The 15,309-nt window shown below is 34.7% G+C and carries 16 protein-coding genes; all 16 read left to right on the top strand.

The features are described from left to right. Nucleotides 1-6: 6 nt before the first annotated feature. The 16 genes from mraY to EPK97_RS02605 all read left to right on the top strand — a co-directional run bounded on the left by mraY (nt 7) and on the right by EPK97_RS02605 (nt 15,302). Complete coding sequence (gene mraY / locus EPK97_RS02680; protein ID WP_162035045.1) at nt 7-963, top strand: phospho-N-acetylmuramoyl-pentapeptide-transferase; 957 nt, start codon at nt 7-9, stop codon at nt 961-963. A gap of 13 nt (nt 964-976) precedes the next feature. After that, entirely contained in the window at nt 977-2,365 is a 1,389-nt protein-coding gene (murD, locus tag EPK97_RS02675; protein WP_162035044.1) for a UDP-N-acetylmuramoyl-L-alanine--D-glutamate ligase, read from the top strand. Nucleotides 2,366-2,395: 30 nt separating this feature from the next. Beyond that, nucleotides 2,396-3,487, top strand: coding sequence for a stage V sporulation protein E (gene spoVE / locus EPK97_RS02670; RefSeq protein WP_162035043.1), 1,092 nt, complete (start codon nt 2,396-2,398; stop codon nt 3,485-3,487). A gap of 135 nt (nt 3,488-3,622) precedes the next feature. Further along, complete coding sequence (gene murB, locus EPK97_RS02665) at nt 3,623-4,528, top strand: UDP-N-acetylmuramate dehydrogenase (protein WP_162035042.1); 906 nt, start codon at nt 3,623-3,625, stop codon at nt 4,526-4,528. Nucleotides 4,529-4,543: 15 nt separating this feature from the next. Further along, on the top strand, nt 4,544-5,815 hold the full coding sequence (murA, locus tag EPK97_RS02660; protein ID WP_162035041.1) for a UDP-N-acetylglucosamine 1-carboxyvinyltransferase: 1,272 nt from the start codon (nt 4,544-4,546) through the stop codon (nt 5,813-5,815). Nucleotides 5,816-5,880: 65 nt separating this feature from the next. Continuing rightward, nucleotides 5,881-6,690 carry a cell division protein FtsQ/DivIB gene (locus EPK97_RS02655; RefSeq protein ID WP_162035040.1) on the top strand — a complete coding sequence of 270 codons (810 nt, stop codon included), beginning with the start codon at nt 5,881-5,883 and terminating at the stop codon, nt 6,688-6,690. A 190-nt stretch (nt 6,691-6,880) separates the two neighbouring features. Further along, nucleotides 6,881-8,134 carry a cell division protein FtsA gene (gene ftsA / locus EPK97_RS02650; RefSeq protein WP_162035039.1) on the top strand — a complete coding sequence of 418 codons (1,254 nt, stop codon included), beginning with the start codon at nt 6,881-6,883 and terminating at the stop codon, nt 8,132-8,134. Between the two features lie 82 nt (nt 8,135-8,216). Further along, nucleotides 8,217-9,338 (top strand): cell division protein FtsZ, encoded by a 1,122-nt coding sequence (gene ftsZ, locus EPK97_RS02645; protein ID WP_162035038.1) that lies wholly within the window; start codon nt 8,217-8,219, stop codon nt 9,336-9,338. 461 nt (nt 9,339-9,799) lie between these two features. Further along, the gene (gene spoIIGA, locus EPK97_RS02640; protein ID WP_162035037.1) at nt 9,800-10,717 is read left to right on the top strand and encodes a sigma-E processing peptidase SpoIIGA; all 918 of its coding nucleotides are present in this window, start codon (nt 9,800-9,802) and stop codon (nt 10,715-10,717) included. Nucleotides 10,718-10,753: 36 nt separating this feature from the next. Next, the gene (gene sigE / locus EPK97_RS02635) at nt 10,754-11,476 is read left to right on the top strand and encodes an RNA polymerase sporulation sigma factor SigE (RefSeq protein WP_162035036.1); all 723 of its coding nucleotides are present in this window, start codon (nt 10,754-10,756) and stop codon (nt 11,474-11,476) included. 127 nt (nt 11,477-11,603) lie between these two features. Beyond that, the gene (gene sigG / locus EPK97_RS02630; protein ID WP_162035035.1) at nt 11,604-12,395 is read left to right on the top strand and encodes an RNA polymerase sporulation sigma factor SigG; all 792 of its coding nucleotides are present in this window, start codon (nt 11,604-11,606) and stop codon (nt 12,393-12,395) included. Nucleotides 12,396-12,569: 174 nt separating this feature from the next. Continuing rightward, entirely contained in the window at nt 12,570-12,854 is a 285-nt protein-coding gene (locus tag EPK97_RS02625; RefSeq protein ID WP_162035034.1) for a YlmC/YmxH family sporulation protein, read from the top strand. A 197-nt stretch (nt 12,855-13,051) separates the two neighbouring features. Further along, nucleotides 13,052-13,879: a peptidoglycan editing factor PgeF gene (pgeF, locus tag EPK97_RS02620; RefSeq protein ID WP_162035033.1), complete on the top strand. Its 828-nt coding sequence runs from the start codon at nt 13,052-13,054 to the stop codon at nt 13,877-13,879. Between the two features lie 2 nt (nt 13,880-13,881). After that, nucleotides 13,882-14,565, top strand: coding sequence for a YggS family pyridoxal phosphate-dependent enzyme (locus tag EPK97_RS02615; protein WP_162035032.1), 684 nt, complete (start codon nt 13,882-13,884; stop codon nt 14,563-14,565). Nucleotides 14,566-14,582: 17 nt separating this feature from the next. Further along, nucleotides 14,583-15,026, top strand: coding sequence for a cell division protein SepF (locus tag EPK97_RS02610; RefSeq protein WP_162035031.1), 444 nt, complete (start codon nt 14,583-14,585; stop codon nt 15,024-15,026). A gap of 6 nt (nt 15,027-15,032) precedes the next feature. After that, nucleotides 15,033-15,302: a YggT family protein gene (locus EPK97_RS02605; protein ID WP_162035030.1), complete on the top strand. Its 270-nt coding sequence runs from the start codon at nt 15,033-15,035 to the stop codon at nt 15,300-15,302. Nucleotides 15,303-15,309: the final 7 nt, after the last annotated feature.

Below are 15,309 nucleotides of genomic sequence, written 5' to 3'. Positions count from 1 at the left end.
GGGTCTGTGGATTATAATATTATGTATTGGACAATAGGGGTCTCATTCGTACTAGCTTTGATTACAGGACCACTATTTATTCCCATCCTGCGGAGGTTAAAATTTGGACAACAAATTAGAACTGAAGGACCACAGGGGCATTTAAAGAAAAAAGGGACACCAACGATGGGAGGAATCATCATCCTTTTAGCCCTGTCAATTTCATTCTATAGATTTTCAGATCACTTTGGTATGGAATTTTATATTTTAATCATTTCGACTTTCGGTTTTGGATTAATTGGTTTCCTTGATGATTACATTAAAATTGTATTTAAGCGTTCGATGGGTTTAAGTGCTAAGCAAAAACTACTTGGACAACTTTTTGTATCCATTTTAATTTGTGTATTATTGAGTTCTATGGACTTCAGCACAGCTCTACATATACCTATTGCTGACATAAGTATAAACTTAAGCTGGTTTTACTATCTATTTATAATTATCGTGTTACTAGGTACAACCAATGCGGTTAACTTAACAGATGGCTTGGATGGATTAGTATCTGGTACAAGTGCAATTGCATTCGGTGCTTTTGCGATCATCTCTATGATGAACACGCAGTTTGAAACAGCTGTTTTTTGTGCAGCGATGATTGGTGCTGTTTTAGGCTTTTTAGTATTTAATGCACATCCAGCAAAAGTGTTTATGGGTGATACAGGATCATTAAGTATCGGCGGTGGTTTGGCGGCTGTTGCAATACTTACGAAAACAGAGCTTTTATTAGTGGTCATTGGCGGGGTGTTTGTCATTGAGAATTTATCCGTAATTATACAAGTCATTTCATTCAAAACCACGGGTAAACGTGTCTTTAAAATGAGCCCCATTCACCACCATTTTGAATTAAGCGGTTGGTCCGAGTGGAGAGTTGTAATTTCATTTTGGTTGGCAGGTTTAATGTTAGCTGGTATTGGACTATATATTTATTAAGGGGCTGTAATTAATGGAACATCCCAGTTTCTATAAGGATAAAACCGTGCTTGTATTGGGTCTGGCTAAAAGCGGACAGGCCGCTGCACAACTTTTTCAAGAATATGGTGCAAATGTAATTATTAACGATAAAAAAGAAAAAGAATTTTGTCCTGAGGCCGAGGCATTAGAGGCATTAGGAATTACTGTCATCTGTGGAGGGCATCCTCCTGATTTAATTCATTCTGATATTACGCTCGTTGTTAAAAATCCTGGTATACCTTATCATGTGCCATTGATTCAAAAAGCTATAGAAATGGAAATCGAAGTTGTTACTGAAATTGAAGTAGCTTATCATATCAGTGAGGCTCCTATGATTGGAATTACTGGTTCTAATGGTAAAACAACAACGACTAGTATAGTCGGTGATATACTATCAGCTGCTAATCAACTACCTATTGTGGCAGGGAATATCGGTACTCCATTATGTGAAGTCGCAAAAGATGCAAAATCCAACCAATGGATTGTAGCAGAGTTAAGCAGCTTTCAATTAAAAGGGATTCGTCAGTTTAAGCCTAAAATATCTTGTTTGTTAAACATATATGAAACCCATTTAGATTATCATCGTACTTTAGAAGATTATATTGAATCCAAAAAAAATCTTTTTAAAAATCAAACAATTGAAGACATTGCCGTTGTGAATTGGGATGATGAAATTTGTCGTAATTTAGCTAAAGAGATTGAAGCTACAGTCCTACCAATTTCGTCAAAAAAACAATTGGAATACGGGGTATATATATCAAAGGGGAAAATTGTATATAAGGATAACAATGGAATTGAACATTTCATAATTGAAACTCAGTCCCTGGGGGTGGGTGTAAAACATAATCAAGAAAATGCATTGTCTGCAGCTGCGATTGCGATTGCAGCAAATACAGAATTGAAAGTTATACGTGGTGTATTAGAACATTTTAATGGCATTGAACATCGACTTGAGTTTGTTGCTTTTAAGGATGGAATTGAATTTTATAACGATTCAAAAGCTACGAATCCGACTGCTACGAACAAAGCACTAGAAGCATTTGAGGAAAATGTGATTTTAATCGCAGGAGGTTTAGATAGAGGTTCGGATTATATGGAACTGTTGCCATTGTTTAAAACTAGAATTAAGGCACTAGTGACATTAGGCGAAACTCGTGAAAAATTAAAAAAAATTGCTGAATTAGCAGAAATAAATTTTTTTCAATCAGTGGAAACCTATCAGAATGAAAATGATGCGATGAATCAAGCCGTGATTTTATCAAAACAAATAGCTGGTAAAGGTGACGTTGTATTACTATCTCCAGCAAGTGCTAGCTGGGACATGTTTAAAACCTTCGAGGAACGTGGAAGAATGTTTAAGGAAGCGGTGCATAACCTTTAATAAATAAGGTTGTACTAGGAGGAGGATTTAATGTCAAAAATCCGTTCTGCACCAGATTCCTTAATCATTGTATCCACTTTATTACTTTTAGGAATTGGTTTAATTATGGTTTACAGTGCAAGTGCTGTTCTGGCTTTTCACAATTTTGGTGATTCCTTATTTTATTTAAAAAGACAGTTTATTTTTGCTGTTTTAGGTATCATTGCATTATTTGTCACAATGAACATCGATTATTGGTCTTGGAAAAAATTTGCCAAAGTGATCTTGATTTCAGGTTTTATCATGTTAATACTCGTTTTAATCATAGGAGATGTGCGAGGTGGAGCAAAAAGCTGGTTAGGAGTTGGCTCATTGGGTATCCAACCTTCAGAATTTATGAAGCTAGCTATTGTTTTATTTTTAGCAAAGTTCTTAGCTGAACGGCAAACTGAAATTACTTCATTTTTTAAAGGTTTGATGCCACCGTTATTATTAGTTGGTACATCATTTGCTATGATCATGCTGCAACCCGATTTAGGGACGGGTGCTGTACTTGTAGGAGCTTCTATTATTGTTATTTATGTAGCGGGTGCAAAGATTTCTCATCTTGTTAGTTTAGCCATGATTGGAGTAGTAGGGCTAGTAGGTTTAATTATAACGGCACCCTATCGTTTAAAACGTATTACTGGTTTTTTAAATCCATGGGAGGATCCATTAGGATCTGGTTACCAAATCATACAATCATTATATGCTATTGGCCCTGGTGGGTTAGTTGGATTAGGTTTGGGGAGAAGCCGTCAAAAGTACAATTATTTACCCGAACCGCAAACTGATTTTATTTTTTCTATTATTTCCGAAGAACTTGGTTTTATAGGTGGAAGTGTTGTATTGCTTTTATTCTTGATATTGATATGGAGAGGATTTAGAGTTGCAATTACTGCACCAGATTCATTTGGAAGTTTACTTGCAGTAGGAATCATAGGTATTATTGGAGTACAAGTGATGATTAATATCGGTGTTGTCATCGGGATGTTTCCAGTAACTGGAATCACACTGCCTTTGATCAGCGCTGGTGGCTCATCTTTAACTTTATTACTAACTGCAATCGGAATTTTACTTAATATCTCAAGATATTCAAGGTGAAAGAAGGAGATATCTTTCTACACTATATTCTGATTTCCTGAAGTCTGTCTTGTAACCAATTGTCATGATAAAACATAAAATAACCTATAATCGTGACAAAGCTAACTTATAACCCTGCAGAAGGAGGTTTATCCCATGAAAAAAGTCATTGATGAATTGCATGCAGCTGGGATTACTGAGGTGTATTTAAATGAACCAATGGCTGAATATACGACTTGGAAAATTGGTGGTCCTGCCGATTTATTCATTGAGCCAGAAAATATAGAAATGTTAACGGAAACGATTAAAATCTTAAATAAACATCAAATCCCGTGGACACAAATTGGTAGAGGTTCAAATCTACTTGTCTCGGATAAAGGAATCAGAGGAGCTGTTATCAAACTAGGAAAAGGATTTGAAACGATACATTTTGATAATAGTCGGGTATATGCAGGTGGATCATATTCTCTAATCAAGTTGAGTGTTCTGGCTGGCAAAGAAGGATTAACGGGATTGGAATTTGCAGGAGGTATACCAGGCACTGTGGGAGGGGGCGTGTATATGAATGCAGGAGCTCTCGGGTCAGATATGTCACGAATACTATCAACAGCTAAGATTGTACTGGAGACAGGGGAATTGGTTGAATGGTCAGCAGATGATTTGAAATTTGCCTATCGTAATTCTATTCTTCATGCCAAAAAAGGTATCGTTGCTGAAGTTGTTTTAAATCTTGAGTACGGTGATCGTAAAGAAATTGCCCATTCAATGGCAACGCATAAAGAATATAGATTAAGGACTCAACCGTTGCAATTAGCATGTTCGGGGAGTGTGTTTCGAAACCCTGATCAGCATCACGCTGCTAAACTGATTGAACAAGCCGGTCTGAAAGGAACGCGTATCGGTGGAGCAGAGGTATCGACCCTACATGCCAATTTCATTGTCAATACAGATCAAGCGACAGCTAGAGACGTCATCACCTTAATGGAGCATATTCAGAAAGTAGTATATGAAAAATTCGATGTACTTCTAGTTCCGGAAGTTCTGCAAGTAGGTGAGCGTTAATTCGGAGGTGAGACATTGGAGAAATTGGTTATCGAAGGTGGGAAACCTCTTACAGGAACGATACGTATTCACGGATCAAAAAATGCAGCTTTACCTATTCTAGCAGCCTGTATACTAGTTGACGGTAAACATACAGTAGAGAATGTTCCAGATTTATTAGATATAAAGGTTATGATAGAAATATTACATGCAATAGGCTGTAAGGCTAACCACCAAGATGGAAGCGTAATACTGGATACATCATCTATATATTCACATCATATTCCTGAAGATTTAATGAAACAAATGAGATCATCCATATTTATGATGGGACCTCTATTAGCTAGGTTTGGTCAAGTGCAGGTTTATCAACCTGGTGGATGTGCAATTGGAGAAAGAAAAATAGACTTGCACCTAAAAGGACTAAAAGCGTTAGGGGCTACCATTGAAGAATCTAACAACACTATCATTTGTCGTGCAAATAAATTATTCGGAGCAGATATTCACTTAGATTTTCCTAGTGTTGGTGCAACTGAAAATATTTTAATGGCAGCCGTATTGGCTGAAGGAGAAACAACGATCCATCAGGCAGCGAAGGAACCTGAGATCGTAGATTTGCAAAATTTTTTGAATGCTCTGGGAGCTAAAATTACAGGAGCAGGTACGGATAAAATTCATATTGTAGGTGTGAAAAAATTAACGCCACGCCGTTACCGGATTATTCCTGATCGAATTGTAGCAGGAACACTAATGATTGCTACAGCTGTTACAGGTGGGAATGTGGAACTTACATCCACATGTCCACAGCATTTGGAATCCTTAATTCATGTGTTAAAAAAAGTGGATGTTCAAATTACTTTGAAAAATGATATAATTAAAATTACTAGTTTAGGTAGACCAAAATCACTAGATCGAATTGTTACATCACCATACCCTGCTTTTCCTACAGATTTACAATCACAGATCATGGTATTGTTATCTTTGTCTGAAGGCATCACTACCATAAAGGAAAAAATTTTCGAGCAACGATTTAAACATGTTGATGAATTGAAAAAAATGGGTGCAGATATTCAGGTGAACAATAATATTGCATATGTTCGGGGTGTCCCTAGATTGTATGGGGCTTCAGTCAAAGCTACTGATTTAAGAGCTGGTGCAGCTTTAGTAGTGGCTGGATTAGCCGGAAAAGGAACAACTACAATTGAACATATTCATCATATCGATAGAGGATATGTAAACATCGAAAGTATTTTTAATCAATTAGGTGCTAAAATAACTAGATGTGTTGAATCACCTGTGTCAAAATGATATATTTATAAATCAACATTGAAAACTTTGGTAAGTAGTCAGGGAGCCTTTTAGGTGGTGAACTTATGAAAAGACAAAATAGTGTGCCCGTATTGCGTAATCAAAAAACTAAACCACGCAGCAACCGAAAGCTGTTGCTGCTTCTTTTTTTGTTTTTCACTGTTATATTGTTTATTTTATTTTTTAATTCATCATTAAGTAAAATCAATCAAATTTCAATTCAAGGTACTCATTTTTTATCAGAAAACGAACTTAAACAAGCTCTATTATTAAATGAGGGAGATTCTTATTTTTTTATTGAGGAAGAAAAAGCTTTAGAGCAGTTAAAATCAAATAAAGTGATTCACTCGATCCAGCTCAATAAGAAATTTCCAGGAAAAATTGAAATTACAATTACAGAGTTTCCAATTGTGGCTTATGAAATGAATGCAATAACAAATCAATTAGAAGTTATATTTTCGAATGGTTTTACTATGGAAGTAGAAAATCAAGAGATTATAATAGACAAGCCTATACTAACTGGCTGGTCAGAAGAGTATGAAGACGTTAAAATTGAGCTGAGTCATGTGTTAGAAGGGATACCTGATCAGTTGCTGATTGAAATATCTGAAATCAGACCACTCCCCCCTACTTTATCGTATAATGATAAAATTATGATGTACACACGTTCCTCTTATGAAGTGGTTACAACTGTTAGTTATTTAGAAGAGAAAATTGTATATTTGGATAATGCGATTAATAAATTAAAACAAAACGACAAAATGTCCGGTAGAATACATTTGTTGGATTCTGATACATATGAACCAATTGATTCAATTGATATAGGAGAAAATACTCAGATTAATAGTACAAAAGATACGATTGAAATCGATTGAATATTATATTAAAATATTACTTCTAAATATTAAGAAAAAATGTTAAAATTGTATTTATGGAATTAGATAGAGTTAGATTTATATTTTCAAATAAATTTTACATAAAAAAGAGGGAAAAATTAAGCTGTGTTGAATATGTTACAGAAGTGTATTCAAAAATATAATCTTTTTGAAACAGGAGGTGCCAAGGGTGAGCAACAATGAAACCATTGTTAGTTTAGACATCGGTACATCCAAAGTTCGAGTAATTATAGGTGAAATCCATAACGGTGCTATTAATATTGTAGGAGTTGGGTCTTCTGACTCTCAAGGAATTCGAAAAGGTGCTATCGTTGATATTGACCAAACTGTGCAATCTATTAAAAAAGCAGTTGATCATGCTGAGCGTATGGTAGGTCTTCAAATTTCTGAAGTTTATGTCGGAATTACTGGCAACCATATTGATTTACAGTCAAGTCATGGTGTAGTAGCTGTATCGAATGATGATCGAGAGATCGGTTATGAAGATATAGAACGAGTCCTCCAAGCATCTAAAGTGATCGCATTGCCGCCAGAACGGGAGATCATCGGAGTTGTACCAAAGCAGTATTTGGTTGATGGGTTGGAAGGAATACAAGATCCAAAAGGCATGATAGGGGTTAGACTTGAAGTCGAAGCAACGATCATAACAGGTGCAAAAACAAATGTTCATAATTTACTTCGTTGTGTAGAAAAAGCAGATCTAAAAATTTCTGGACTAACCTTATTGTCACTTGCTTCTGCTCAATTGGCATTATCAAAAGATGAAAAAACTTTGGGAACCGTATTAGTAGATATAGGTGCTGGTGCAACTACACTAGCCATTTTCGATCAAGGTAATTTAGTAAAAACAACAACATTACCTGTCGGAGGGGATTATATCACAAATGACATTTCCATAGGGTTAAGAACCCAAACTGGAATTGCTGAAATGATTAAAATGAAATATGGATGTGCTTTAGTTGGAGACGCAGCTGAAGATCAGGTATTTAAAGTACCACGCGTAGGAAGTAATTCTGAGAAGCAATATTCACAAGTGGATTTGGCTCATATTATTGAACCACGTGTAAGGGAAATTTTTCAGCTCATTCAAAAAGAAGTGAACCAACTTACTGATAACGATATCGCTGGAGGATATGTTATAACAGGTGGATCAGTTTCTATGCCAGGTTTACTAGAAACAGCTCAAGAAGAATTGAAATCTTCAGTTAGAGTAGCAGTGCCAGATTTTATTGGTGTTCGAGATCCATCTTATACAAATGGGGTTGGTATCATACAGTATGTTTATAAATATGCAATGTATCAATCTCTAGAAGATGATTCATCAAATTATAATCAGAATAAAGCTGTGAAAAGACCAACTAGAACAACAAATAAACCAGGTGCATTCGAAAGATTTAAAAGCTGGTTAAGTGAATTTATATAATTTTCCTAACCAATTTTAATCTTAGAGAATAACTTCTAGTTCAACTTAGTGTATTGTTTAAAAGAGGGGGAAAAAACCTACTATGTTAGAATTTGATATGGAAGTGGATCAACTAGCTAAAATAAAAGTAATTGGTGTCGGTGGTGGAGGAAGTAATGCAGTAAATCGTATGATCGAGTTTGGAGTTCAAGGCGTTGATTTTATTACTGTAAATACGGATGCTCAGGCACTTCATTTGGCGAAGTCTAACGATAAATTGCAAATTGGAGAAAAGTTGACAAGAGGGTTAGGTGCAGGTGCTAATCCAGATATAGGTAAGAAGGCTGCAGAAGAATCCAGAGAAATGATCATTCAACAATTACAGGGAGCTGATATGGTTTTTGTAACTGCTGGAATGGGAGGCGGAACTGGAACAGGAGCAGCTTCTGTTATCGCTGAAATTGCAAAAGAATGTGGAGCCCTAACTGTAGGGGTAGTTACACGTCCCTTTACATTTGAAGGTAGAAAACGTTCTTTACAAGCAGAACATGGAATCGCTGCTTTAAAGGAAAAAGTAGATACTTTGATCATTATTCCTAATGATCGTTTACTTGAAATTGTGGACAAAAAAACACCGATGCTTGAAGCTTTTGGTGAAGCTGATAATGTTTTGAGACAAGCTGTACAGGGGATTTCAGACCTTATAGCTGTACCGGGACTTATTAATCTGGATTTTGCCGATGTGAAAACGATTATGGCAGAACGTGGTTCAGCATTGATGGGAATCGGGGAAGGAACAGGCGAGAACCGTGCAGCAGAAGCAGCAAAAAAAGCGATTATGAGTCCTCTACTTGAAACCTCAATTGAGGGTGCTCGTGGTGTAATCATGAATATTACTGGTGGTTCAAATCTTAGTTTATTTGAAGTGAATGAAGCAGTAGAGATGGTTACAGCTGCCTCTGATCCAGAAGTGAACATGATTTTTGGTGCGATTATTGATGATAAAATGAAAGACGACATTAAGGTCACTGTTATTGCAACAGGTTTTCAAAATCAAGCAGCATCTAATCCATCAACATCAACACCAACACAGAAGCAAAGTGCAAAATCTGTAGACTCTAGACTATCCAATTTAAAACCTTTTGGAAACTATTCTGATAGTGAAGATCAATTGGATATTCCAACGTTCCTAAGAAATAAAAACAGAAATCGACATGATGATTAATAATTGAAATAAAATAGTTTGTTAAACTTAGAAACCTTCCAAAAATGGGGAGGTTTTTTTGTCTGTCTTCCTCTTTTGAGGCTGTAATTTTTTTGCAATCTTTTATACTTATAGTCCGTCTAGAATATGAATCATTTGTTTTGCCCATGGGAATTCTTTTATTTTAAAAGAATTTGACTTAAATCTAGCACATGTAGAAATTGAAAAAGAGATAGAATCTAATCAATGGATGAACAAAAGAACAATTTTCACAGATACTAACTGGAGCTTGCCAAATGTGCAGCTCTTTTTTTTGTTTATTTTATTAGTTGTTAATCAACTCAAATTCCACTCCTTGAATTATATGTAAAAATATCCTTTCATTCGACAAAAAAAGTTATTCCAAAGAGGCAAGTTTAGACAGACTTCGGAATAGAGTTACTATATACTGTTTTTATCTCAAATGTTAGGGAAGTTTGCAGATGATAATTTATTTGGATCTCGTATTTTTAATCAACTTCTTCATTGATGTAGTCATATTACAATCAACAGCTTGGACGTGTAAGTACAAATTGAAATGGTGGAGATTAGTTTGTTCAGCATCTTTTGGAGCTTTATATGCGATGATGATGTTTTTCCCCTCGTTAACTTTTATGTATACTTTTTTGATTAAATGTGCATTTTCTATCATTATGATTTTCTTTGCGTTTGGGTTTAAACGGCTACAATCTTTTTTAAGGCACCTTGCAACCTTTTATTTTATCAATTTTATCGTTGCTGGTGGAATGTTTGCACTACATTATTTTTTTCAAACATCAAATGAGATTTATAATGGGATGATATTTACACAATCAGGAGGTCAAGTTTTTCCTTTGCAAATCAGCTTTTTCTTTTTACTTTTTTTATTTTTCATCATGCTTTGGTTTTATAGAGGTGTCTTTAAAAGTTTGAAAAGTAAAGAGAGAATCACAAATTTCTTAGTAGATGTTGAGATTGTTATAGATGATTATACTGCTAGATGTAAAGGATTGATTGACACTGGGAATCAACTATATGATCCACTTACGAGAACACCTGTGATGGTTATGGATGTAATCTATTGGAAAGATGCACTTCCTGAAAACTGGCTAACCTATGTATCCCAAATGAATACTGAAATGATGTTTGATAGCTTTGGCAGTGAAGATTTTAAATGGCAAGAACGAGTAAGGTTAGTACCATACAAAGGTATTCATGCTACCAGTCAATTCATGCTTGCTGTAAAACCTGATAAGGTGGTGATTTTACAAGATGGTAAAAGCTTTGAGGTACACAAAGTATTGGTTGGAATGAAGGATGGAAAACTTTGTACAGATAACTCTTATCAGGCGATTATTCATCCATCGTTAATAGAAGTGTAATAATGTTTAACAGAATATTCTCTCAGGGAGGAAAACATGCTTTCTAAATGGCGATTCGAATTACAAATTTATATTTTTAAAATTTTATTCTTATTAGGCTACAAAAATGATGAAATTTATTATATTGGTGGAAGTGAAGCTCTACCTCCACCTTTGAGTCGTGAAGAGGAGGAGGTTTTGCTAAAAAAACTTTCTTCAGGTGATGCTGCCATTCGAGCAATGTTAATTGAAAGAAATCTAAGACTTGTTGTGTATATTGCAAGGAAGTTTGAAAATACAGGAATCAATATTGAAGATTTGGTTTCGATTGGAGCTATCGGTTTAATTAAAGCAGTAAATACTTTTGATCCTACTAAAAAAATTAAATTGGCTACATATGCATCACGATGTATTGAAAATGAAATTTTGATGTATCTTAGAAGAAATAATAAAGTAAGAACTGAGATTTCCTTTGACGAACCTTTGAATATTGATTGGGACGGTAATGAATTATTATTATCCGATGTGATGGGTACAGAGAATGATGTCATTTATCGAAATATTGAAGAACAAGTAGATCGCAAACTGCTAAAAAAGGCATTGGAAAAGTTGTCTGATCGAGAAAAAGTAATCATGGAATTGAGATTTGGTTTAGCAGATGGAGAAGAAAAAACCCAAAAAGATGTAGCTGATATGCTGGGTATATCACAATCCTATATTTCACGATTAGAGAAGAGAATTATTAAACGTTTGAGAAAAGAATTTAATAAAATGGTCTAAATTCAATGAGGTAGTATGATTAATGAATTTTGAGAAAAATGTATAAAAGTTGTATTTTTATATTGGAATAAAAAAAAATTCCAAGGGGATAATTAACATTAATGTTTCTCCTTGGGAGGTAATCACATTGACTCGAAACAAAGTTGAGATCTGTGGTGTTGACACCGCAAAGCTTCCAGTATTGAAAAATGCAGAAATGAGGGAATTATTCGTACAGTTACAGACTCACAATGAAATTTCAGCAAGAGAAAAGTTAGTCAATGGCAATTTAAGATTAGTTTTAAGTGTCATTCAGAGGTTTAATAATCGAGGAGAGTTTGTCGATGATTTATTTCAAGTGGGATGCATAGGACTTATGAAAGCAATTGATAATTTTGATTTAAGTCAAAATGTTAGATTTTCAACCTATGCTGTTCCCATGATTATTGGAGAGATTCGTCGATATCTGAGGGATAATAACCCGATTAGAGTTTCACGTTCACTACGTGATATAGCCTACAAAGCATTACAAGTTAGGGATAGTTTAACGAATCAAAACAACAGAGAACCTACCATATTTGAAATTTCTGAAGTTTTGAATGTTCCTAAAGAAGATGTCGTATTTGCACTGGATGCAATTCAAGATCCTGTTTCCTTATTTGAGCCTATTTATCATGATGGAGGAGATCCAATTTATGTTATGGATCAAATAAGTGACGATAATAATAAGGATGTTTCTTGGATTGAAGAAATCGCGTTAAGAGAAGCGATGAGAAAGCTAAATGACAGGGAAAAAATGATTCTTTCAATGAGATTTTTTGAAGGGAAAACACAAATGGAGGTAGCAGATGAAATCGGGATTTCTCAAGCACAGGTGTCCCGACTGGAAAAAACAGCAATATCACAAATGCAAAAGCATGTTAAAACTTACGAGAATTAGAGCATAACAAATAGAGACTTGTCCTTTAGTTGAAATTAAAGGACAGTCTCTTTTCTATTTCTGAAAGTCACCGATAGGTGATTTTTTTTATTTTCACTTTTTGATGTATATATGGACATTTTACCTAACTTACACATATATTAATATAAATACTTTAAAGATTGTGGTGATAACATGAAAATATCTGACTTCCAAACTAAGGATGTTATCAACATAGTGGATGGCAAAAAACTTGGTTCGGTAAGTGACTTAGAATTAGATCTTAGACAAGGTAAAATTGATTCCATTGTTGTACCGAGTCAGGGGAAATTTTTTGGGTTATTTAGTGGGGATAATGAGGTTGTTATACCATGGAGAAATATAGTTAAAATCGGAATGGATGTTGTACTTGTAAAACTTGATGACACAAGAGGATATCGAGCACCTGATGAAGATGGAGAGTATTATCATAACTATTAAGGAGGTAGTATACAGATCCCTAAGATTCAAGTTTATGACATGGGATTCCCGGATGAAATGAAGGATCGTTCCATAAACGATCTTTTTTCGGGGTGTTTTAAATAGTCCTATTCTATGTGTGACAATGGGTAGATATTTTTCTCTACTCTATTTTAGAGTGTACTATTATGTTAAAATATAGCTAATGAGGTGAGATTATGGAGCCTTTTGTCAAAGTAACTGAAGCACAAAAACCTACTCTATTGTATTTATCTAAATGGATGGAACAATACCCTCAATTATCCACAGGTTTCACAACAAGAGCAGGAGGAGTAAGTGAAGGTGATTTTGCATCTTTAAACTGTGGTTTACATGTAAATGATAATCAAGAAGATGTTGTCACTAATCGTAAGATGATAGCTGAAGCGATTGGGTTTTCATTTGATGCAGTAACTTGTGCAAATCAGGTTCATGGTGATCAAATAGCAGTTATATCTAAAAGTGAAAAAGGAAAAGGAAGATCATCGCAAGAAGATTCGATTCCTTTCAAAGATGCTTTAATTACAAATGAACCAAATATTTGTTTAATTTCTTTTTATGCAGACTGTGTCCCCCTTTATTTTTTTGATCCTGTTCAACAAGTGATAGGTATTGCACACGCTGGGTGGAAGGGTACACACTTAGAAATTGCTGAAAAAACAATTGGCAAAATGAGTGAAGAATATGGAAGTAATCCTGAAAATACTTTGGTGGGAATCGGACCTTCCATTGGGGACTGTTGTTATGAAGTAGATGAGCGGATCATCAATCATTTTGAAAATACTCAATACTTTCATTCTTCGATTCAAAGTAAAGGGAATGGGAAATATACGCTTAATTTAAAAGAAATGAATCGACAAATTATGCTGAATGCAGGTATTTTACCAACTCATATTGAAATAACTCAATATTGTACTGGCTGTTCCACAGAACTATTTTATTCTCATCGAATAGAAAAGGGTTCAACAGGACGTATGATGAGCTGGATTGGATTAAAGGAGAGGTAACCTTGGATTTACAAGAAAGAATTCAACATATAGAATCACGTGTACAAGCAGCATGTAATCGTTCAAATCGTAATAGGAAAGAGATAGAGATCATAGCTGTGACCAAGTATGTCTCATTGGAAACCGCAGTAAATGCAGTGAAATTTGGTTGCAAGCACATAGGAGAGAATAGATGGCCAGATGCAGAGAAGAAGGTGAGTTTACTGGGATCAAAATCTACCATGCATTTTATTGGGCATTTGCAGTCTAAAAAAGTAAAACACATCATCGGGAAGTTTCCATATATTCATTCCATTGATAGAAACTCTTTAGCTAAAGAAATAGAAAAACAAGCAATAATCCATGATGTAAATGTAAATTGTTTTATTCAAGTGAATGTTTCTGGCGAAGAGTCTAAATATGGAGTATCACCTGATGAACTTTTTACGTTTGCTGAAAGTTTAACACCATATAAACATCTAAATATCATTGGATTGATGACGATGGCTCCATTTGAACAAGATAAAGAAAAAACTAGACCCGTGTTTAGAGAGTTAAAACAATTAAGAGATCGTTTAAATGAAAAACAAATATTTAATTATAAAATAAGACATCTTTCAATGGGGATGTCAAATGATTTTGAGATTGCTATTGAAGAAGGAGCTACTTTTATTCGTTTAGGTTCACAATTAGTTGGAAAAGAATAAGGGAGGCAAGAATAGTTATGGGTGTTATTCATAAATTTTTAGATTTTTTTGGTTTACAGGAAGAAGAGGTTGTAAAAAAGGAAACAGTTATTGAGGAAATTGAAGATGACTCATTTGAAGAAGAGAAACGTTCTAGTTCGAAAAATGGGGCGAAAAATAATGTTGTTAGTATTCATTCAAACAAAAATAGTCGTGTTGTTTTAAATGAACCACGTACATATGAGGAAACACAAGAAATTGCTAATCATATAAAGTCACGTAGAGCTGTCATCGTGAACTTACAGCGTGTTCGTTCTGATCAAGCTTTGCGGATAGTGGACTTTTTGAGTGGAACCGTTTATGCTTTAAATGGTAGTATATCAAAAATCGGTAGTAATATATTTTTATGTACACCAGATAGTGTAGAAATTGAAGGTACAATTACCGAATTATTGAAAGAAGAAATAGAAAGGAATAGGTGATAAACGTTGAGTATAGAACAAATAATCGGAAGCATCTTGCAAATTTATTTTTATATGATTGTTGCTTACGTATTATTATCGTGGGTCCCTAATGCAAGAGATAGCTTCATTGGCGAATTATTGGGGAAAGCTGTAGAACCTTATTTATCCATATTCAGGAAAATCATTCCTCCAATTGGTGGTATGATTGATATTTCTCCAATTATTGCAATATTTGCATTGCAATTTGCAGCGTCTGGATTAGTTAGTGTCATTTCATTTTTAATTGGTGGGTAAATATAAT

The organism is Chengkuizengella sediminis (genome assembly GCF_010078385.1).
In the GTDB taxonomy this organism is placed as follows: domain Bacteria; phylum Bacillota; class Bacilli; order Paenibacillales; family KCTC-33759; genus Chengkuizengella; species Chengkuizengella sediminis.
The sequence above is the reverse complement of the archived record's forward strand: the minus strand, read 5'-3'. Positions and strand labels throughout refer to the sequence as shown.

Bases quoted from the DNA above. Each gene is read 5' to 3' on its own strand.
- ftsZ (WP_162035038.1), top strand. From the start codon at position 8,217: ATGTTAGAATTTGATATGGAAGTGGATCAACTAGCTAAAATAAAAGTA.
- EPK97_RS02655 (WP_162035040.1), top strand. From the start codon at position 5,881: ATGAAAAGACAAAATAGTGTGCCCGTATTGCGTAATCAAAAAACTAAA.
- spoIIGA (WP_162035037.1), top strand. From the start codon at position 9,800: ATGATAATTTATTTGGATCTCGTATTTTTAATCAACTTCTTCATTGAT.
- EPK97_RS02625 (WP_162035034.1), top strand. From the start codon at position 12,570: ATGAAAATATCTGACTTCCAAACTAAGGATGTTATCAACATAGTGGAT.
- pgeF (WP_162035033.1), top strand. From the start codon at position 13,052: ATGGAGCCTTTTGTCAAAGTAACTGAAGCACAAAAACCTACTCTATTG.
- spoVE (WP_162035043.1), top strand. From the start codon at position 2,396: ATGTCAAAAATCCGTTCTGCACCAGATTCCTTAATCATTGTATCCACT.
- EPK97_RS02610 (WP_162035031.1), top strand. From the start codon at position 14,583: ATGGGTGTTATTCATAAATTTTTAGATTTTTTTGGTTTACAGGAAGAA.
- murD (WP_162035044.1), top strand. From the start codon at position 977: ATGGAACATCCCAGTTTCTATAAGGATAAAACCGTGCTTGTATTGGGT.
- murB (WP_162035042.1), top strand. From the start codon at position 3,623: ATGAAAAAAGTCATTGATGAATTGCATGCAGCTGGGATTACTGAGGTG.
- sigE (WP_162035036.1), top strand. From the start codon at position 10,754: ATGCTTTCTAAATGGCGATTCGAATTACAAATTTATATTTTTAAAATT.